This is a genomic window from Streptomyces sp. NPDC018610 (assembly GCF_044391765.1).
In the GTDB taxonomy this organism is placed as follows: Bacteria; Actinomycetota; Actinomycetes; order Streptomycetales; family Streptomycetaceae; genus Streptomyces.
Genome location: NZ_JBISAL010000003.1, coordinates 243,720 through 262,156, shown reverse-complemented (window position 1 = coordinate 262,156; position 18,437 = coordinate 243,720). Strand labels below are relative to the sequence as shown.

General features: G+C 75.4%; 16 protein-coding genes and 2 pseudogenes. 9 read left to right on the top strand and 9 right to left on the bottom strand.

Features of this window, described 5'->3' with window-relative positions; genetic code table 11:
• The first annotated feature begins 47 nt into the window (after positions 1-47).
• Positions 48-1,388 (top strand): hypothetical protein, encoded by a 1,341-nt coding sequence (locus tag ACH5A8_RS10680; protein WP_399000223.1) that lies wholly within the window; start codon positions 48-50, stop codon positions 1,386-1,388.
• Positions 1,389-1,497: 109 nt separating this feature from the next.
• Positions 1,498-1,788 carry a ribosomal protein L7/L12 gene (locus ACH5A8_RS10675; protein WP_399000221.1) on the top strand — a complete coding sequence of 97 codons (291 nt, stop codon included), beginning with the start codon at positions 1,498-1,500 and terminating at the stop codon, positions 1,786-1,788.
• A 27-nt stretch (positions 1,789-1,815) separates the two neighbouring features.
• Here ACH5A8_RS10675 and ACH5A8_RS10670 read toward each other — a convergent pair whose 3' ends face one another.
• Positions 1,816-2,586 carry a hypothetical protein gene (locus ACH5A8_RS10670; protein ID WP_399000219.1) on the bottom strand — a complete coding sequence of 257 codons (771 nt, stop codon included), beginning with the start codon at positions 2,584-2,586 and terminating at the stop codon, positions 1,816-1,818.
• 215 nt (positions 2,587-2,801) lie between these two features.
• Here ACH5A8_RS10670 and ACH5A8_RS10665 point away from each other — a divergent pair, with 215 nt between their 5' ends.
• Positions 2,802-3,758, top strand: a complete 957-nt coding sequence (locus ACH5A8_RS10665) for a nucleoside hydrolase (RefSeq protein ID WP_399000217.1) — start codon at positions 2,802-2,804, stop codon at positions 3,756-3,758.
• Positions 3,759-3,988: 230 nt separating this feature from the next.
• On the opposite strand, the gene ACH5A8_RS10660 is transcribed toward ACH5A8_RS10665, so the two are convergent.
• The gene (locus ACH5A8_RS10660) at positions 3,989-4,723 is read right to left on the bottom strand and encodes a DUF4142 domain-containing protein (protein WP_399000215.1); all 735 of its coding nucleotides are present in this window, start codon (positions 4,721-4,723) and stop codon (positions 3,989-3,991) included.
• Positions 4,724-5,002: 279 nt separating this feature from the next.
• Between ACH5A8_RS10660 and ACH5A8_RS10655 the strand changes: the two genes are divergently transcribed.
• The 3 genes from ACH5A8_RS10655 (at position 5,003) to ACH5A8_RS10645 (ending at position 8,192) form a co-directional block, all read left to right on the top strand.
• Positions 5,003-5,695: a DUF6445 family protein gene (locus ACH5A8_RS10655; protein WP_399000213.1), complete on the top strand. Its 693-nt coding sequence runs from the start codon at positions 5,003-5,005 to the stop codon at positions 5,693-5,695.
• A 126-nt stretch (positions 5,696-5,821) separates the two neighbouring features.
• The gene (locus tag ACH5A8_RS10650) at positions 5,822-6,709 is read left to right on the top strand and encodes an NAD(P)-dependent oxidoreductase (RefSeq protein WP_399000211.1); all 888 of its coding nucleotides are present in this window, start codon (positions 5,822-5,824) and stop codon (positions 6,707-6,709) included.
• Between the two features lie 181 nt (positions 6,710-6,890).
• Positions 6,891-8,192, top strand: coding sequence for a serine hydrolase domain-containing protein (locus ACH5A8_RS10645; protein WP_399000209.1), 1,302 nt, complete (start codon positions 6,891-6,893; stop codon positions 8,190-8,192).
• A 108-nt stretch (positions 8,193-8,300) separates the two neighbouring features.
• On the opposite strand, the gene ACH5A8_RS10640 is transcribed toward ACH5A8_RS10645, so the two are convergent.
• The 7 genes and pseudogenes from ACH5A8_RS10640 to ACH5A8_RS10610 all read right to left on the bottom strand — a co-directional run.
• A complete protein-coding gene (locus ACH5A8_RS10640) occupies positions 8,301-9,428 on the bottom strand; it encodes a hypothetical protein (RefSeq protein WP_399000207.1) in 1,128 nt (375 codons plus the stop codon).
• 213 nt (positions 9,429-9,641) lie between these two features.
• A pseudogene (locus ACH5A8_RS10635) lies at positions 9,642-9,917 on the bottom strand (respiratory nitrate reductase subunit gamma); the annotation flags it as partial.
• A 121-nt stretch (positions 9,918-10,038) separates the two neighbouring features.
• Entirely contained in the window at positions 10,039-11,016 is a 978-nt protein-coding gene (locus ACH5A8_RS10630; RefSeq protein ID WP_399000205.1) for an FG-GAP repeat domain-containing protein, read from the bottom strand.
• A 262-nt stretch (positions 11,017-11,278) separates the two neighbouring features.
• On the bottom strand, positions 11,279-13,657 hold the full coding sequence (secD, locus tag ACH5A8_RS10625; RefSeq protein ID WP_399000203.1) for a protein translocase subunit SecD: 2,379 nt from the start codon (positions 13,655-13,657) through the stop codon (positions 11,279-11,281).
• Between the two features lie 63 nt (positions 13,658-13,720).
• The gene (locus ACH5A8_RS10620; RefSeq protein WP_399000201.1) at positions 13,721-14,326 is read right to left on the bottom strand and encodes a hypothetical protein; all 606 of its coding nucleotides are present in this window, start codon (positions 14,324-14,326) and stop codon (positions 13,721-13,723) included.
• Positions 14,327-14,440: 114 nt separating this feature from the next.
• Positions 14,441-15,115 (bottom strand): response regulator, encoded by a 675-nt coding sequence (locus tag ACH5A8_RS10615; RefSeq protein WP_399000199.1) that lies wholly within the window; start codon positions 15,113-15,115, stop codon positions 14,441-14,443.
• Positions 15,116-15,411: 296 nt separating this feature from the next.
• A pseudogene (locus ACH5A8_RS10610) lies at positions 15,412-16,320 on the bottom strand (HAMP domain-containing sensor histidine kinase); the annotation flags it as partial.
• Positions 16,321-16,607: 287 nt separating this feature from the next.
• Here ACH5A8_RS10610 and ACH5A8_RS10605 point away from each other — a divergent pair.
• The 3 genes from ACH5A8_RS10605 (at position 16,608) to ACH5A8_RS10595 (ending at position 18,416) form a co-directional block, all read left to right on the top strand.
• A complete protein-coding gene (locus ACH5A8_RS10605; RefSeq protein WP_399000196.1) occupies positions 16,608-16,934 on the top strand; it encodes a TraR/DksA C4-type zinc finger protein in 327 nt (108 codons plus the stop codon).
• 259 nt (positions 16,935-17,193) lie between these two features.
• On the top strand, positions 17,194-17,571 hold the full coding sequence (locus ACH5A8_RS10600) for a TraR/DksA family transcriptional regulator (RefSeq protein ID WP_399000194.1): 378 nt from the start codon (positions 17,194-17,196) through the stop codon (positions 17,569-17,571).
• Positions 17,568-18,416 carry a rod shape-determining protein gene (locus ACH5A8_RS10595; protein WP_399000192.1) on the top strand — a complete coding sequence of 283 codons (849 nt, stop codon included), beginning with the start codon at positions 17,568-17,570 and terminating at the stop codon, positions 18,414-18,416. Before ACH5A8_RS10600 ends, ACH5A8_RS10595 begins: the two co-directional genes overlap by 4 nt.
• Positions 18,417-18,437 lie beyond the last annotated feature (21 nt).

Sequence of the window (18,437 nt, the reverse complement as noted above, 5' to 3'; positions counted from 1 at the left end):
CGGTGCTGACGTACGCGATCGACGGCCATCACCGACGCGGGGGGACCATGTCAGGAACCGTGCTGCTGCTCGCGGCCTCGCCCGTGGGCAAGGGGCGTCTGGTGGACGCCGCGTCCGTGCTCCCGGTGCTGGCCGCCGTCGAGCCCTCCGTGCTGTCGGGCGCCCCGACCGCGACCGTCGTCGAACTCGCCGATCCGCTGGAGCCGCAGGCCGTGCTGACCCGGCTGCGCGCCGCCGCGGCCGCTCCCGGCCCGCTGACCGTCTTCGTCACCGGTCAGCTCCAGCTCGACCGCCGGCAGCGCCTGCCCCATCTGGCGCTCGCCCGCACCACGCCGGCGACGGTCCGCTACACCGCCCTGCCCTGGCACTGGCTGCGCGAGGAGCTCAGGCTGCGCCCGGACGGCACGACGACGCTCGTGGCCGACCTGCGCGCGGACGCGGAGAGCTGGCAGCAGGTGTGCGAGCGGCCCCTGGACGCCGGCCCGAACGTGGCCCTGTACGGCAGGATCGCGCCGCCGCCGGTGCGGCGCAGGGTGGCGCTGCCCACGTACATGAAGGCGGTGGCGACGATCCTGCGCAGCGGGCACCGGCCGCCGCCGGAGCAGCTGCACGAGCAGGCGCTGGCCCGGATGGCCGGTGAGGAGGGCGAGGAGAACGGCCCGGGTCTCGTCCTCGCGGCCCACCGCCCGGCGGCCCAGGGCGCCGTGGGGGGCGCGGCGCCCGGCTTCGGCCCGGTGCCGGAGCAGCCGCCGGGCCCGCCGGCCGCCCCGCCGGCACCCGGTGGTCCGCTGCCCGGGACGGCTGTCCACCGTCCGAAACAGGTTGCCGCGTCGGGCGCCGAGCCGGGCGCGGTCGTCGCGCGGCGGCCGGTCCCGGACGACGGCGACACCCGTGCCCCGGTCGTCGCCCAGCGGTCCGCGCCGGGCGACCCGGGTGCCGCGCTCGTCGCCCAGCGGCCGGTGCCCGGTGACCCGCACGCCGCGATCGCCGCCTGTGTGGAGTCGGGGCGGCACGGGGACGCCGACGCGCTCGCCGCGCGCTGGGAGCAGGCCGCCGTACGGGCGTACGGCGCGGCCTCCGAGGACGCGCTGCACTGGGGCGAGGTCCGCGCCGACCTGGCGATGTTCGCGGGCGACGCCGCGCGCAGCTGCCGGTGCTGGCTGACCGTCGCCGCCACCCGGCTGGCCATGGGGCAGCCCGCCGACGCCCCGGCGGTGGAGGCCGCCGTGGACCGGGCGCACCATCAGTGGGGCAGGCTCCGCGACCCGGAGCGGGCCCGTGAACTCGGCGCGGTGCTGGCGGAGCTGCGCGGCCGGGTGCCGGGCCGGCGGCGGGGCGCCCTGGACCACGTACGGCGCCAGCTGCGGCAGCTGCAGACGCAGGGGTGAACGGCGAGGAGGAGAGGAAGCGGAGCCGCCGTCGACAAGTCCGCGCCGTAGGGAAGTTATGAGCTGCGCCTGAGGTTCCGCGCGGGGCGGCGTTCCTAGGATCGGTGCCATGGACACAGCGACCCTTCTTGCCGTGGCCCTGCTCGTGTCGGCCGGCGTCGCCGGTCTGGCGGGCAGCGGGAGCCGGCTCGCCCGGACCGACCGCCGCCTGGCACGCATCGAACGCAAGCTCGACCTGATCCTCGGCCACCTGGACCTGCGCGAGGAGGACCCGCGGCTGGACGAGGTGGCCGAACTCGCCCGGGCCGGCCGGACGATCGAGGCGATCAAGACGTACCGGGAGGTCACGGGCGCCGGCCTGAAGGAGGCGAAGGACGCCGTGGACCGGATGGTCGCCTGAGCCTCGCGCCTCGCCGCCCGGTCGGGGTCAGGCCTGGACGCGGGCCTGGTGGCGTACGTCCGCCAGGCGCTGCACGCCGAGGGCGAGCGCCCGTGAGGCGGTGTCCGGCGGAACCGCGCCGACCGCGCCGTCGGTGAGGACGATCGCGTCGTCGCCGACCCGCACGACGACCACGTCCAGGGTGAGCGTGGTGGTGTCCCCGTCGTCCGACTCGCCGGTGAAGGTGACCCGCAGCCCCTGGCGGGCGTCCCCGACCTTCGGCAGGGCCAGCTCGCCGACCCGCACCTCCTGCTCGCCCGCCGAGGTGGTGCTCGCCGTGAACTGGGCGCAGCCCTGCGGCAGCGTCCGCAGCCACGCCAGCGAACGGTCCACGTCGGCCGCGTGCAGCGAGAGGACCTGGTACCGCAGCTGGGCCTGGTCGTCGCCGTCGTCGAAGGCGGCCACCGCCCGCGTCCCGGTGGGGGTGCCGAGCGGTTCGTCGGCGTAGAGGGCGTCGAGCAGGCGTTGGCAGCCCGTCAGGTCGGTCCGCGCCTTGAGCACCCCGTCCCGCCAGGTCGCCGCGCCCTCCGTGGGCCCCCAGGGGGCGCCCAGGTCGGACTCGCCGAGCAGCGCGTCCTGCGCCTGGGCCGCGGTGAGCATGGCGGCGGCACTGGGCGAGACGGGGGCGGCCGGCCGGGTGGCCGCGCCCGCCTCGGTGGCGGCCGCGTCGGCGTCCCGGCCGGACCCGCCGGACGAGCAGGCGGCAGCGGTCAGCAGGGCGGCCGCGCAGAGCACGGCGGCGGGCAGGAGACGGGGCATGGGCGGTTGCCTCCAGACGGACGGGACGACCTGGACTGCGCGCTCCTCCCACGGCACCACCGAGCGGCCGCGCCCACCAGCGCGCCGGGCCGTCCGGGTGAGCGAGGCGCGCCAGGCACCCGGCGGCCGCCCCCGCCGGACGAGGACGGACGACGCGAACCGGACGCCAGGGCCTAAGGTCGGCGGTACGACGAATCGTTGCGAGGAGCCCTGCTGTGACCGGTCGGCCCACCCCCGTGATCATCGACTGCGACACCGGCGTCGACGACGCGCTCGCCCTGCTGTTCGCCGTACGCCACCCGGGGCTGGAGCTGCGCGCGGTCACCTGCGTGGCCGGGAACACCGACGTGGACCAGGTGGTGCGCAACACGCTGACCGTCCTGGAGCAGGCGGGCTCGCCCTGGATCCCGGTCGCGCGGGGCGCCGAGCGGCCGCTGATCGAGCCCGTGCGCACCGCCCACCACGTGCACGGCCACGACGGCATGGGCGACCTGGGGCTGCCCGCGCCGAGCCGCCGGCCCGCCGACGTGGACGCGGTGACGCTGCTGCGCCGCGAGATCCTGGCCTCGCCCACCCCGGTCACCCTGATCCCCACCGCGCCCCTGACCAACATCGCCCTGCTGCTGCGCACCCACCCGGAGGTGACGCGCAACATCGAGCGGATCGTGTTCATGGGCGGCGCGGTGGCCACCGGGAACGCCACGGCGGTCGCCGAGTTCAACGTGTGGCACGACCCGGAGGCCGCCGCGATCCTGCTCACCGCCGGGGTGCCGATCACGATGTACGGGCTGGACGTGTTCCAGCGGGTGATCGTGCCGGCCGACCACGTGCGGCGGCTGCGCGCGAGCGGCGAGCCGGGCGCCGTTCTGGCCGGTCGGCTGCTGGCCCACCGCGACCCGGTCACCAGCGAGGAGGACCCGGCCGGCGGCCTCGGGGACGCGGGAGCGGTCTGCGCGGTCGCCGACCCGGCCGGGCTGACCACACAGCGGCTGCCGGTCGAGGTGCATCTCGCTCCCGGCCCGGCGCGCGGACAGACGGTCGTCGACCGCCGCCCGCGCCCCGGCGAGGCCGAGCTGCACGGCGAGGCCCGCGAACAGACCTTGGTGGACGTGGCGTTGGACATCGACGTGGACCGGTACGTGAAGCTGTACCTGGCCGCCGTCGAGAGCTGAACCGGCCGGACGGACCGGACGCGCTGGTCGGACCGGGCGGGCTGGACCGGTGGCAGCCCCCCGGCCGCACCCCTCCCGTGCCTGGGACGGCCGCCGTGCCGGGGGCGGGAAAGCGTCCGGGCCGGGCCGGAGCTTCAAGGCCGGCCCGAAGCGTGCGGGCCGCTCCGAAGAGCCCGTGCCGGTCCGAAGCGTCCGTGCCGCTCCGAAGCGTCCGCGCCGGTCCGAAGCGCTCAGCCCACCGTCGGTCCGGGGGCCGGGGTGGCGCCCGGCTGTCCGCCGCCGCCGAGGTCCAGCGGGCTGGAGGTGGCGTTGGGCGGCGGGGTGAGCACCACCTCGGGCTGGCCGCCGGAGGGCGGCGGCGGGGTGAGGTCGGAGGCGGGCAGCTTCGGCGGGGTCGTCTGCTGGAACAGCACCTGGTCGAAGTTGACCAGCCCCGTCTCCTCCATGACCGTGATGTGGTCGAGGACGGTGGCGTTGGCCTGGTTGGCGAGCGCCCGCACCAGGCTGTTCTTGGTGGTGGAGCGGATTTTCGCGATCGTGTTGAAGATCGAGCCGTGCGTCACGCGCAGGATGTTGGCCATGTCGCTGTCGAACTGCTTGCCGCTGTCCGCGCTGAGCGTGGTGACGAAGCCCTGCTGCTGCGGGCTGGCGGCGTTGGGCAGCGTGATGTCGAGCATGGGGGCGATCTTGCGGCAGCTGGCGTCCAGCGCCGCGTGCCCGTCGATCAGGTGCTGACCGGCGGTGACGACCGCCTTGGTGGTGCCCTTCTTCACGGCCATCTGGCCGACGGGGTACTCCCACAGCCCGGCCGCGCGCACCTTGACCACGAAGTCCCGGTCCGCCTCCGTGAGCGGGCCCCACTGGGTCTGGGCGATGACCCGGGACGGGTTGCTGGAGACGTTCTGGAAGCCCAGCATGCCCGGATAGGCGAGCGCGGCGAGGGTCAGTCCCAGAGCTCCGGTCACGAAGAGAGTTCCCGTCGCGTTCCGCGAAAAGCGCACCGTGCCTCCTGCCCGGCAGTGGATCCCGCCCCCCGTGGCGGGCGGTTCGGACGCACAGCAGTACGGACGGGGAAGCCGTGGAAACCTTTGGTTCAGGTAAAATCCCTACGTCGTCGAAACCGTGCCGGACCGCGCGAACCCGACGCGGGCGCCGCTCAACCCCTGTGTGAGCAGGCAACGTTGACACAATGTTGACCCCCGCGTGGGAGAGCCCTGGGGAAGGCCCGCCCTACATTCGGCCGCATGCCCCCACAGCCTCCCGGTCGTCCCGGCGTGCCCACCGCGCTGCCCGTCCTGCCCTACCGCAAGCCCACCAAGGGCCGTGACTACTGGGTGATCGACGACGTCCTGCCGGACGCGGCCGCCGTCCGCGAGCGGTGCCTGAGCAGGGACGACTGGGTCAAGGGCTACCCGTACACCTCGGAGACGTGGCCGGGCCTGCGGACCATGCCGGGCCTGGAGCCCTCCGAACTCGCCCGCGTGGAACGGCTGGTGAAGAAGGCCACCGGGGCGAAGGAGCTGTGGGTGCAGCAGGCGCCCGGCGGCGGCACCCTCAACCACAACTGCGTCCAGGTCGTCGGCGAGGGCGAGAGCGAACCGCGCCCGCACACCGACTCCCGGGCGCTGTGCCGCTACGCGGCCGTGCTCTACCTCAATCCCGCCGTCCCCAAGGACTGCGGGACCAGCTTCTACCGCCAGTCCCTGCCGGGCGGGCGGCTCGGCGGCAACGTCGTGCAGGCCCCGCACACCAACCTCGTCGAGGCGCTGGGCACCCGGTTCGTCGCACCGGACGCCTTCGAGGAGGACGTCCGCGTGCCGCACAAGGCCAACCGGCTGCTGCTCTACCACGCCAATCTGGTGCACAGCGCGACCGGCTACTTCGGCCGGACCCTGGAGGAGAAGCGGATGACGGCGGTCTTCTTCTGGATGGCCTGAGACGCCTTCCGGGCGGAGCGCCCACCGCCCCGCCGTCCCGAGGGCGCCTGACGTCCCGTGGACCGGCGCGGTGATCGCGGATACTCGCCGTGTCGACACCGCAGGGAGCAGGAAGGGAACGAGGACATGACCGACACGATCCGTACCGTGGGAGTCCTGGGCACCGGGATCATGGGCGCCGCGATGGCCCGCAACCTCCTGAGGGCCGGGCACACCGTCCGGGCGTGGAACCGCACCCGGGCCAAGGCGGAGCCGCTGGCCGCGGACGGCGCGCGGGTCGTGGACACGCCCGCCGAGGCGGTGCGCGACGCCGACGTCATCCTCACGATGCTCTACGACGGCGACACGGTGCTGGAGACCATGCGCGAGGCCGCCCCGGCGGCGCGCGCGGGCGCGGCGTGGGTGCAGTCGACCACGGCCGGCCTGGACGCGGTCGCCGAACTGGCCGCCCTCGCCGGGGAACACGGCCTGCTCTTCTACGACGCCCCGGTGCTCGGCACCAAGCAGCCCGCGGAGGCGGGGCAGCTGTCCGTGCTGGCGGCGGGCCCGGCGCAGGGCCGGGACGCGGTCGCCCCGGTGTTCGACGCGGTCGGCGCCCGCACGGTGTGGACCGGCGAGGACGGGGCGGCGGCCACCTCCACCCGGCTCAAACTGGTCGCCAACAGCTGGGTCCTCGCGGCCACCGCCGCGACCGGCGAGGCGCTCGCCCTGGCCAAGGGGCTCGGCGTCGACCCGCAGGGCTTCTTCGACCTCATCTCCGGCGGCCCGCTCGACATGGGCTATCTGCACGCCAAGGCCGCCCTCGTCCTGGAGGACAGGCTGCTGCCGCCGAGCTTCGCCGTGGCCACCGCGGAGAAGGACGCCCGGCTGATCGTCGAGGCCGGTGAGCGAAACGGCGTCCGCCTCGACGTGGCCGCCGCGAGCGCCGAACGCTTCGCCCGCGCCGCCGCGCAGGGCCACGCCGACGAGGACATGGCGGCCGCCTACTTCGCCAGCTTCGACGAGAGGGACTGACCGCGAAGGCCGGCTAAGGGCGTCGGCGGGGACCGGTCCCACAGCCCGTTCCGGGGCCGTGTCCCCTCCCCAAGTCCGAGGCGGACAAAGCCGCTTCATCCGCCCGAAGGATGCCCCGCCCGCGCGTGATCGATCAGGATGACCGGGACACGCCTGTTCGAACACGTGGGAGGGGAATCCCTTGCGCATCCTCCGGAGTGCCGGAACCGCCGTCGCCACCGCCCTGTTACTGACCGCCGCCGTGCCCGTGGCCTCCGCGGCCTCCGCCGGCGCCCGAGCCGCCGCGCCGGCCACGGCCGCACCCGATCCGGCGGCGCTGCGCACCGCCCTGCGCGCCGTCACGGACGCCGGGATGTACGGCGTCTACTCCTCCGTCCGCGACGGCGCCCGCACCTGGTCCGGCGCCTCCGGCGTCGCGGACGTGGACACGGTCCGCCCGGTCCGCCCGGACATGCGCCAGCGGGTGGGCAGCATCAGCAAGACGTTCACCGCCGTCGCCGTGCTCCAGCAGGTGGAGCTCGGCCGGATCCGCCTGGACGCCCCGATCGGCGACTACCTGCCGGACCTGATCCCCGGTCAGCGCGGCCGGCAGATCACCGTCCGCATGCTGCTGAACCACACCAGCGGCATCGGGGACTACGTCGTCGGCGCCTTCCCGTCCCTCGCCCAGGGCTCGACCGCCAGCCTCGACGAGGAGCGCTTCCGCTCCGTACGCCCCGAGGAACTGGTCCGCATCGGCCTCGCGGCACCCGCCACCGGCGCGCCCGGCGCGCTGCCCGGCCACTACTCCAACACCAACTACGTCATCGCCGGACTGCTGCTGGCCGAGGTCACCGGCCAGGACCCGGAGGCGTACATCACCCGGCACGTCATCGACCGGGCCGGACTGCACCACACCTCCTACCCGCGCACCCCCTACATCCAGGGCCCGCACCCGCGGATGTACGAGAGCTTCTACGGCCTGATCGACCCGCCCCGCGACTACAGCGTCTACGACATGTCCTGGGCGTACACGGCGGGCTCGGTCGTCTCCACCGCCGACGACCTGAACCGCTTCTACCGCGCCCTGCTGACCGGCCGGCTGCTCGGCCCGGCCGCGCTGAAACAGATGCAGACCACGGTGCCCGTGAACGGAATGGCCTACGGTCTCGGCATCTACGCCGTCGACATCCCCGGCTGCGGCCGCTTCTGGGGCCATGACGGCGCGGTGTTCGGCGCGGGCACGATCGCCCTGTCCAGCCCGGACGGCAAGCGGCAGGTCGCGGCGGGCTGGAACCTGATGAAGTACGAGCGCCTGAACGCCGACGGCACCGGCTTCGAACCGAGTCCGATCGACGACGCCCTCAACGACTACATCGGCGGCGCCCTGTGCTCTCCGGCGGCGTCCTCGGCCACCGCGCCGTCCCTGGCGCACGAGCCCGCCCCCGCGGTGCTCCCGGGCATCGACTCCGCGCCGCGCGCCTGGACGAGCGTCCTGCGCTGACCGCCCCGCAGGGCCCTGACGGGGAGTCGCGCCGGTCCGCCGTCACGGCCGTCGCACGCCGCTTGTCGCCGCCCGGCGGTCCGGCCGTACGGAGGACCGCCCACCGGCTCAGCGGCTGAGCGTCGGCCGGGTCGGCCGGCCCGACATCTCCGGTTCACCGGACACCGCCGACCCGCCCGGCTCCTCCACCGGCCCGGCCACCGCGCCCGGATCCACCACCGCGCCCGGCCGCACCGTCCCCGCAGTCGGCCGGTCCGGGCGCGGCGCACCCGCCGCCTTTCCGTCCGAGCGGGCCGCGCCCGCCGTCACCCCGTCCGGCCGCGCGGCGCCCGCCGTTACTCCGTCCGGGCGAGCCACGCCCGCCGGCGGTCGGGTCGGGCGGGAGGGTCCCGGAGGACGGGCCGCGGGACCGGTCCCCCGCCAGGGCGCGGTGGGGACGGTCCCCCGCCCGGGCGCGGGGCCGTGCTCTTCGTCGCGGCCGCGGCCGCGGTCGCGCGTGAGCGCGAGTGCGGGACGTGCGGCACCGCCCCGGACCGGTCCGGCCGCCCCCGGCGTCCGCCCGTCCGGCTTCCGCTCCCGCCACGCCGGCCACCGCAGGCGGCGCCAGGCGCGCTCGTCGATCAGTGCCAGGACGAGCGCGGTGGCGACCGCGATCAGATGTTCGCGGCCGGCCAGATTGGGCTTGACCAGGGACTCGACGACCATCGAGCCACCGGTGAGGAGGAAGACGACGGGGGCGCGCCGGACGACGGACAGATAGGTGAACAGTCCCACGACGGCGGCGGACGGACCGGTGTCGAGGACGTGGCCGGTCTCCGGCGGCAGGCCCAGCCCCCACCGGCCGGGACCCATCGCGATCATCACCCGCACCGTGAGGGTCCCGGCCAGGGTGGTGGCGTAGGAGATGAACAGGGTGCGGGTCCGGCCGAGGGTGAGTTCGGCCAGCGCGAACGCCAGGAACAGCTGGGTGATCCCGGCCCACACCGGCAGGTCCAGGGCGGGGACGTAGAGCGAGACGGGGGTGCGCAGCAGGGCCAGCCACAGGGGCAGGTCGCCCTGGACGCCGCCGACGAGCCGTACCGCCCTCTCGCCGCCGGGGTGCTGGGCGATCGCGTGGAAGAAGATCACGCCGAAGGCGGCCACGAAGGCCAGCAGCAGCGCGGACAGTCCGCGCCGTGCCAGCCGCCGCACCGGGTCGACGACCATGGCCCGCCACTCGTTCCGCAGGACGCGCACGACGAACAGCGTGAGCCGGGTCCCCGTCCCGGGCTCACGCCGCTTCCCCGCCGGTGCTCCCGGTCCCACGCTGTCTCCCCGGCCGATCCTTCCGCTCCCTGCGCGACCGCACCACCGCGCGGTCCCCCGGAGCAGTTCCCCGCCCGCCGTGCGCACAACCGTATGGACCGCGCGGGCGCCCGCCGCGTTGCCTCGCGCCGGGCGACGTTCGTCTCAGCGCGCGGAGGTCCGGGGCGCGCCACCGCGGGAGGGCACCGCGCGGCCGCGGGAGCGGTAGACGACGTAGGGGCGCAGCACGTAACCGAGCGGGACGGCGAGGGCGTGCACCAGGCGGCTGAAGGGCCACAGGGCGAAGAGGGCGAGGGCCGGCAGGGCGTGACACTGGTAGACCAGCGGGGCGTGGGCCATCGCGGTGACGTCGGGGTCGAGCGCGAACAGGCTGCGGAACCAGACGGAGACGCCGAGGCGGTAGTCGTACGGGGCGGCGGACTCCAGCAGGGCGGGCAGGTGGTCTGGTCGGTGCGGAAGACGGCCCGCAGGTAGGCCGAACGGGCCGCCGCCTCCCGGTGGAGGCGACGGCCCGTTCCTCACGCGCGCGGGGCGCGTGCCGTCACAGCAGGTTGTACGCCTGGAAGCCGTGGCCGATCTGCACCGGCTTCGCGAACGGCGCCTGGGCGTCGTCCGTGCCCGAGTACCGGTACAGACCGCCGTCCGGCTTGCGCGCGATCAGGTCCGGCGTGCCGTCGGCGTCGAGGTCGCCGACCGACAGCAGCCGGTCGTACGTGTTCCAGCCGCCGCCGATCCTCGTACGGGCCGCGAACGGGGCCTTGTAGTCGCCGGTGCCCTTGTAGAGCCACAGGACGCCGGACTTGTCGCGGGCGACGATGTCGGCCTTGCCGTCACCGGTCAGGTCGCCCTGGCCGGCGAGCTGGGTGTACTGGTCCCAGCCGCCGCCGACCCGCTTGCGCGAGGTGAGCGAGCCGTCCGGGTAGGCGAGGTACTCCCACAGGACGCCGGACTTGTCGAGGCCGATCAGGTCGGCCTCCTTCGCCCCGCCGAGGTCGCCGGGGGACAGGACCGTGGTGTAGATGTTCCAGCCCTTGCCGACGTCCTTGCTGTGGTAGTCGAGGTCGTCGTCGATGTAGCCGTAGGTCAGGGAACCGTCGGTGCCCAGGTGCCAGGTCCCGTCGTTGTAACCGTCCTTGTCGTTGTCGACGTCGATGGAGTCGGCGATGCCCTCGAAGGTGACTCCCACGTCGTACTGGGGCTTGAAGCCGCCCTGGTGGTCGGGGAAGTACAGGTAGAGCTCGGAGGTCTTCTTGTGCACCGCCGTCATCGAGAAGCTGGGCGTGCGCACCGTGCCGGCCGTCCCGGCCCGCAGGCCCGGCGTACGGGCGCCGGCCCGGTCGCCGCCGGGGCGCTGCTCGGCGGCGGCCGCGGAACGCGCCTGCTCGGCCCGTCCGGTCCCGGCCGGGTTCCCGGTGGCGAAGGCCGTGCCGACGGTGGCGGTCAGCGCGGCCGCGACGGCGGTGGCGGCGAGCGCGCCCCGAAGCGCGCGCCGACGGCGGTGGTCGGTGGTGGTGGTCATGAGGATCCCCCCTGCGATGTGCTCGATGGCAACAGCACATGACGTGTGCCGCAGATGATCGAAAGCCTCTCACAGGGGTCTGACAGCGGGCATCGGGGTTATGGGGCGCGGGAGTTCACGGACGCCCATGAGCCCGGCGGCCGGCTTCGGCCCCCCGGCCCGGCTCGGCCCCCGGCGACGGGGCGAGGCCGGGCCCGGCGGGGCCGGGCCGGGAGGTCAGGCGCGGTGGGCGGTCAGGGGCGGTGGTCAGGCGCGGTGGCGGTCAGGGGCGGTGGGTGGCGAGGGTGGGCGGGTCGTCCGGGGCGGTACGGCGCCTGCCGTTCGGCGGGCCCCCGGCGGAGCCGTACCGCCGGGGCGGGCGGGGGCGGTGGGGCGCGGGGCGGCGGGGGCCGTTCCGTGTGGGGCGGCGGGGCGTCGGGCGGCGCAGGCGGTGCAGTTCGACGGCGATCGGGGCCGCGGTGAACACCGACGAGTACGTGCCGACGGCGAGGCCGATGAGCAGGGCGAGCGCGAAGTCGGTCAGCGAGTCGCCGCCGAGGACGGCCAGCGAGGCGAGGATGAGGACCGCGCCCATCCCGGTGTTCACCGTGCGCGGCAGGGTCTGCAGGATCGCCCGGTCGGTGACGTCGGCCAGCGGCGCCTCGCGATCTTGCCGGAGCAGCTCCCGGACGCGGTCGAAGACGACGACCGAGTCGTTGACCGAGTACCCGATCACGGTCAGCAGCGCGGCGAGGAACACCCCGTCCACCGGCTTGCCCAGCCAGGCGAACACGCCGACGAGGATCACCACGTCGTGGGCGAGGGTGGAGACCGCCGCCGTGCCGAACAGCCAGCGGAACCGGGCCGCCAGGTACAGCAGTTGCGCGCCGAGGGCGACGCCCAGCGAGATCAGCGCGCCTCGGCGCAGCTCCTCGCCGAGGCTCGGGCCGATCAGCTCGTCGCGGACCTTCTCCGCGCCGCCGCCGAGCGCGTCGACGGTCCGGGTGACCGCGGCCGCCCGGTCGTCGGTCAGCTCCCCGGTGCGCACGGTCAGCCCGGTGGCGCCGGAGGACTGCACGACGGCGCGGGGGAAGCCCGCCTCGGCGAGCGCGGCACGGGCGCGTTCGGGGTCCACGGCCCGGCCGGTGTCGTACTCGATCAGTCTGCCCCCGGTGAACTCGATGCCGAAGTCGAGGCCGCGTACCGCGATGCCCGAACCGGCGAGCACCAGCGCGACGGCGGAGACGGCCAGCCAGCGGCGCGGCCGGCGCATCGGACGCGGATCGCGGCGCGCGAGCGCGTCGCGGACCCGGCCGGTGGTGGCGAGCCCGGTGAGCCGGGGCCGCCGGTGCACCCAGGCGCGCGAGGCGGCGAAGCCGGCGAGCACCCGGGTGACGACCAAGGCACTGATCATGGAGGCGACGACGCCGATGCCCAGGGTCACGCCGAACCCGCGCACCGGGCCCGAGGCCAGGAGGAACAGCAGGGCGGCGGCGATGAGCGTGGTGACGTTGGAGTCGGCGATCGCGCTGAAGGCGTTGCGGAAACCGGCGGTGAGCGCGGAGCGGGTGGTCGGCCGCACCCGCGAGGCATGCTCCTCACGCGCGCGTTCGAACACCAGTACGTTCGCGTCCACGGCCATGCCGATCGCCAGCACGAACCCGGCCAGGCCCGGCAGGGTCAGCGTGGCGCCGAGGGCGGCCAGGGCAGCGTAGGAGATCAGGCCGTAGGCGAGCAGCGCCACCGCGGCGAGGGCGCCCATCAGCCGGTAGACCACGATGACGAACAGTGCGGTCAGGGCGGTGCCGATGGCGGCGGCCCAGGCGCTGGCGGTGATGGCGCGGGCGCCCAGCGTCGGGCCCACGGTGTGCTGTTCGACGGTCTCGACCGGTACGGGCAGCGCGCCGCCGTTGATCAGCAACGCCAGCTCGCGGGCCTCGCCGTCGTCGAAGGAGCCGGTGATCTGGGTGGAGCCGCCCGCGATGCCCCTCCCGCAGGCCACCGACGGGTCGACCTGCGGGGAGGAGATGATCCGGTCGTCCAGCACGATGGCGACCCGGCGCGCGGGATCGCCCGCCGGGCGGCACGCGGCCTGGCCGGTCAGCTTCGCCCACCGGTCGCGGCCCGCCCGGTCGAAGTCGACGGTGACGTGCCAGCCGGTGCCGGACTCCGCGTCGAACCGGGCCTCGGCGCCCTTGACGTCCTCGCCGGTCATGGCGGTGACGGCCAGTCGCAGCCGCTGCCCGGACTCGTCGGGCAGCACCCGCTCGCCGGACGCCGTCCTCTCGGCCGCCGCCTTCTCGGTCCCGGCGGGGCCGAGGACCGGGTGCATGGTGAGCTGCGCGGTGCGGCCGAGCACCTCGGCCGCCTGCTTCGGGTCCTGCACGCCGGGCAGCTCGACGATGATCCGGTGGGCGCCGGAGCGGACGAGGGTCGGTTCGGCGACGCCGAGCGCGTCGACGCGGCCGCGCAGCACCTCCAGGGTGCGGTCGGTGGCCGCGCGGTCGGCCTCGGCGGTCGGGGTGGAGCGGGTCTCCAGGACGATCTGGGTGCCCCCGCGCAGATCGAGTCCGAGACGGACCGGCACGGTCGCGGCGATGTACAGGGACACGGCGAGGACGGCGAGGGCGAACAGCGCCCTCACCCGGGCGGAACGGATCAACGGAAGCCTCCGGCGGCACGCCCGCGGGCGACGCGGACGGCGGTCTTGGGGTGGGATGCGGGCTCAGGCGCCGGAGGGTGCGGGAGGGGCCCGGTCGCGGTCGGGGACCGGACGGCTCAGGGAGGAGGAGTGCGTGGGCGCGCGGGCCGGCGGGGTCCGCGCGGGCGCGGGCGGCGCCACGGCGGTGGCGTCGCCGGTGGTGACGAGGTGGCCCGGCGGGGCCGGACGTGCCCCGTGGTGCTCCTGCCGGGTGCCGGCCTGGGTGGTGCAGACGGCGGTGCACGGTGCGTCGGCGCGGGGAGCTCGGGCGGCGTGGTGGACGTGACCGGCGTGATCGGCGCGTCCGGTGTGAGCGGCGGGGGCGGAGCGAAGGGGGCCGGAGCGAAGGCCGTAGGCGGTGTGAGGGGCGTGGGCGGTGCGGTCGGGGTCGGCGCCGGCCGCGTCCGGGAGGGGGCGGAAGCCGGGGGCGGCGGCAGCGGCGGCGACGAAGGCGGGGGCGGGGGCGGAGCGCGGGTCGGCACCGCTGTCCGTGCCGGTGCCCGGGCCGCTCGCGGTGAACACCGCGAGCAGGGCCAGCAGGACGGCCGTGAACAGGGCGGACGCCCTGGGAGCGGGAGCGGGAGTGGGGGCGCGGGCTGGGGCGGGGGCGGTGCGTGACGCGTGGTGCATGCGCCTCCCCCTTTCCTGTGGGTCGCGTCCTGCGGAGCGCGGCGGGTGTGCGGACCCGGGGCCCCGGCCTGGGAGTGGCGGCCGGGGCCCCGGGTGGTCGGGGGCGCGGGCGGGTCAGGGCTCGACGAGGCCGGCGCGGATGGCGTAGCGGGTGAGTTCGAGGCGGTCGCGCAGGCCGAGCTTGTGCAGCAGGTTGGCGCGGTGCCGCTGGACCGTCTTGACGCTGATGAAGAGGATCTCGGCGATCTCCTTGGAGGAGTGCCCCTCCGCCACCAGCTTGAGGACCTCCTCCTCGCGGGGGGTGAGCACCTGGTCGGGGGCCTCGTCGCCGTGGCGGACCCGGTCGAGGTAGTTGCGGATGAGCGCGGTGACCGCGCCCGGGTACAGGAACGGCTCGTCGCGCATCGCGGCCCGGCAGGCGGCGACGAGGTCCCGGTCGGCGACGGACTTCAGCACGTAGCCGCAGGCGCCGGCCTTCAGCGCCTGGAAGAAGTACTGCTCGTTGTCGTGCATCGTCAGCATCAGGATGCGCAGGTCGGGCTTGAGGGAGGCCAGTTCGCGGGTGGCCTGCAGACCGGTCAGCCGGGGCATCGCGATGTCCAGGACGGCGAGGTCGATCTCGTGGGTACGGGCCATCTCGATGGCCTCCGCTCCGTCCCCGGCCTCGGCGACCACTTCGAGGTCCGGCTCCTGGTCGAGGATGAGCCGCACCCCGCGCCGTACGAGGGCGTGGTCGTCGGCGAGCAGGATGCGGATCTTGTCCGGGGTGCGGTCGGGCGTGGTCGGCATGGTCAGGGCTGCTTCCTGGGCTTGCTGGGGACGGGCGCGGCGAGGCGGACGCGGGTGCCGGGTCCGGCGGCGGCTCTGGGGCCGGGGCCGGAACCGGCACCGGGACCGGTGAGGGCGTTGGGCCCGGTGCCATGGCCTGCCCCCGCGTCGCCGGTGGACGGACCGGCAGCGGGCGGAAGCGCGCCGGACGGGCCGACGCCGGACGGGCCGACGCCGGACGGGCCCGTGGCGGGCGCGCCGGTGGCGGGGGCGGCCGGGGCGCCGGAGGCGGTGGCGAGGCCGGCACCGGCGGGCGCACCTGCGGCGGGGGCGTCGGTGATGTCGAGCGCGGCCCCGATGAGCAGGGCCCGCTCGCGCATGCCGCGGATGCCGGCGCCCTCGCAGGCGGCCTTGATCCCGCGGCCGTCGTCCGTGATGGCCAGCACCACGGCGCCGTCGGCGTGGGTGAGGGCGACCTCGACGCGTTCGGCGTCCGCGTGGCGGGCCGCGTTGGTCAGGCTCTCCTGGGCGACGCGGTAGAGGACCAGTTCCGTCTCCGGGTCCAGGGCGGGCAGGTCGGCGTCGAAACGGCGCACCACCCGCAGCCCGGTGTGGGTGGCGAAGTCCGAGGTGAGCGAGGTCAGCGCGCTGACCAGGCCGAGGTCGTCCAGGACGCCCGGCCGCAGCCGGCGCACCAGGCGGCGTACCTCGTCCAGGCTCTCCCGGGTGATCTCCTGCGCCTGGTGCAGTTCGTCGCGCAGCGGGGGGTCGGCCGCGTCGGCGGCCCGTTTGAGGGCGAGCAGGATCGCGGTCATGCTCTGCCCCACCTCGTCGTGCAGCTCCTGCGCGATACGGCGCCGTTCGGCCTCCTGGGCGAGCAGGACGCGCGCGCTGCTGGTGGCGCGCTCCTGTTCCAGCCGGTCGAGCATGGCGTTGAACGTGCGGATCAGCTCGGCGACCTCAGCGCCGCCGTGGGCGGGCAGCCGCTGGCCGGGGCGCAGCAGGTCGACGGTGGTCATGAGCCGGGTCAGCCGGTCCAGCGGGGACAGACCCCAGCGCAGCAGGGCGGCGTTGGCGACCAGCATCACGACCAGTCCGCCGACCAGGATGACCGCCTCGGTCAGCACGACCGGCACGGAGACGGTCACCGGCGCCCACAGCAGCAGCGCGGTGGCCGACCCCAGCACCACTGCGTTGAGTCCGAAGATCCGCCAGAACAGGGACACCGCGGTTGCGCCTCCTCACGTGCCGGGCCGTCATGCCTCCACTGTCGGGCATCGCGCCCCCGGGACGAGTCGCGCCCCCTGTCCGACTCCGAGCCTGCCCGTTCCCGCCCGCCCGGTCGATGGGGCGTGACCCCCATTTGGCAGGTCACGGCCTACCCATGACCGTACGGAGTGGATCGTGCGACCCGGCGCAAATGGGCTCTGGACCCGATGGGTTCGCGCTGCCGCCGGGAGGAGGGTGGAGACATCGCCGCGGAACCACGCAGGACCCACGGAAGGGACCCAGCATGTCGCTCGACGCCGCCCGGACCGACCCCCGCCCCGAGCGCCTGACCGCTCACGAGGCCCGCCGGCGCCTCGAACACGCCCGCGGCACACGGCTGGTCCAGCTGCGGGCGCTCACCGAGACCGGGCAGAGCGCGGACGACCACCTGATGTCCGCGCAGAAGGACGCCATCGAGCGGGTGCTCAAGGAGATCGACGCCGCCTTCGCCCGTGTCGAGGACGGCAGCTACGGGACCTGCCTGGGGTGCGGCAAGCCGGTCCCGGCCGAGCGCCTGGAGATCCTGCCGTACACGGGCCACTGCGTCGCCTGCCTGCGCCGCACCGCCTGACCCCTCCCCGGTCCCTGCCCGACCGCCGGCTCCCGCCCGACCGTCCGACTCCCGTGCGAGCGTCCGGCTTCGTCCCAGCGTCCGGATCCGCCTGACCGCCAGCCGGCGGTCGACTGCCGACTGCCGACCACCGACCGCCGACCGCCGACCGCCGACCACCGGCTGTCGACCGCCGGGCAGTCCCGGCCCTCCGGTACGACCACCACCCGCCCGCCCGCATCACGACACTCGTCTCCCGCCCTGCCCGAGGGGTGAAACGGTGAACCACCAGACCATCGGCGACCACGACCGTGCCACACGCCTGACGCCCGAGGACCTCGCCGCGCTCCGTGAGAGCCTGCACGAGCAGCGCCTGTTCCGCCAGGAGCAGTTGCGGCAGATCGCCGCCGCCGCGACCTCCCGCGCGGACGCCCTGCTCCAGCAGCAGGCCGCCTCGCAGATCGAGGTGCGGGTCGAACTCGCCGCCTCCGCCCGCATGGTCCTCGCCGACGTCGAGGCCGCCCTCGCCCGCCTGGACGACGGCAGCTACGGCGCCTGCCACCTGTGCCGGCGGCCCATCGCACGGGAACGGCTGGAGATAGTGCCGCAGGCCCGCTACTGCGCACGCTGCCAGCAGGTCAGGGAGGCCGGCCGGTGACCGTCGCCCACGGTCCCCGCGCCGCCCGGCACGGCTCGGCCGTCTCCGCCGTACGGCACCGGCACCGGCCCTGGCCGCTGTGCCGGCACTGCTGCGGGGTCGCCCTCGACATGGGCAGCGCCCGCACCCGCGTCTGGCTCGCCGGCCGGGGCCTGATCATCGACGTCCCCACGGTGACGTTCCCCGGCGCCGGTGCGGTGTACCCGATCCAGCGCGGCGCCATCGTCGACGCCTCGGGCACGGCCCGGATGCTGGAGCGGCTGCTCGGCCACCGGCTGCCCCGCCTCAGCCGTCCGCTGGTCGTGGTGACCGCTCCGGTGCTGGACGGGGTCGCCTACCGGGCCCAGGCCCGTACGGCCGTGGAGGTGCTGCGGCCACGCACCGTGCTGACCGTCCCCGGCGCCCGCGCGGTCGCCCTGGGCGCGGGCGCGGACCTGAGCCGGCCGCTGCTCGTGGTGGACATCGGCGCGCACCTGACCGAGGTGGTGCTGCTGGTGGACGGCGCGGTCGTCGACGCGCGCCGCACCGCGCTCGGCACCAGCGACCTGGACACAGCGCCGTCGGCCGAGATCAGCGAGGCGGTGGCCGCGATGGTGGCGGCGATGCTGCGGCAGGACCGCACGTCGCTCACCCTCGACGCCCTCCAGCGCGGTGTGCTGCTGGCGGGCGGCGGCGCGCTGCGCCCGGAGATCACCTACCGCCTCACCGGTCGCCTGCACGTGCCGCTCAGGGCCGTACCGGCCCCGCACACCGCCGCCGTGCGCGGCGCCGCGACCCTCCTCCACTCCGCCCACACCCACCCCTCGATCCCCAGCCCCGCGCCCCCGGACCCCGACCGGTCCTGAGAACGCCCCCGTCCCCACCCC

What these genes read in the sequence shown, in the direction of transcription:
- ACH5A8_RS10680 (WP_399000223.1), top strand. Translation starts at nt 48, where the DNA reads ATGTCAGGAACCGTGCTGCTGCTCGCGGCCTCGCCCGTGGGCAAGGGG.
- ACH5A8_RS10675 (WP_399000221.1), top strand. Translation starts at nt 1,498, where the DNA reads ATGGACACAGCGACCCTTCTTGCCGTGGCCCTGCTCGTGTCGGCCGGC.
- ACH5A8_RS10670 (WP_399000219.1), bottom strand. Translation starts at nt 2,586, where the DNA reads ATGCCCCGTCTCCTGCCCGCCGCCGTGCTCTGCGCGGCCGCCCTGCTG.
- ACH5A8_RS10655 (WP_399000213.1), top strand. Translation starts at nt 5,003, where the DNA reads ATGCCCCCACAGCCTCCCGGTCGTCCCGGCGTGCCCACCGCGCTGCCC.
- ACH5A8_RS10650 (WP_399000211.1), top strand. Translation starts at nt 5,822, where the DNA reads ATGACCGACACGATCCGTACCGTGGGAGTCCTGGGCACCGGGATCATG.
- ACH5A8_RS10630 (WP_399000205.1), bottom strand. Translation starts at nt 11,016, where the DNA reads ATGACCACCACCACCGACCACCGCCGTCGGCGCGCGCTTCGGGGCGCG.
- ACH5A8_RS10620 (WP_399000201.1), bottom strand. Translation starts at nt 14,326, where the DNA reads ATGCACCACGCGTCACGCACCGCCCCCGCCCCAGCCCGCGCCCCCACT.
- ACH5A8_RS10615 (WP_399000199.1), bottom strand. Translation starts at nt 15,115, where the DNA reads ATGCCGACCACGCCCGACCGCACCCCGGACAAGATCCGCATCCTGCTC.
- ACH5A8_RS10605 (WP_399000196.1), top strand. Translation starts at nt 16,608, where the DNA reads ATGTCGCTCGACGCCGCCCGGACCGACCCCCGCCCCGAGCGCCTGACC.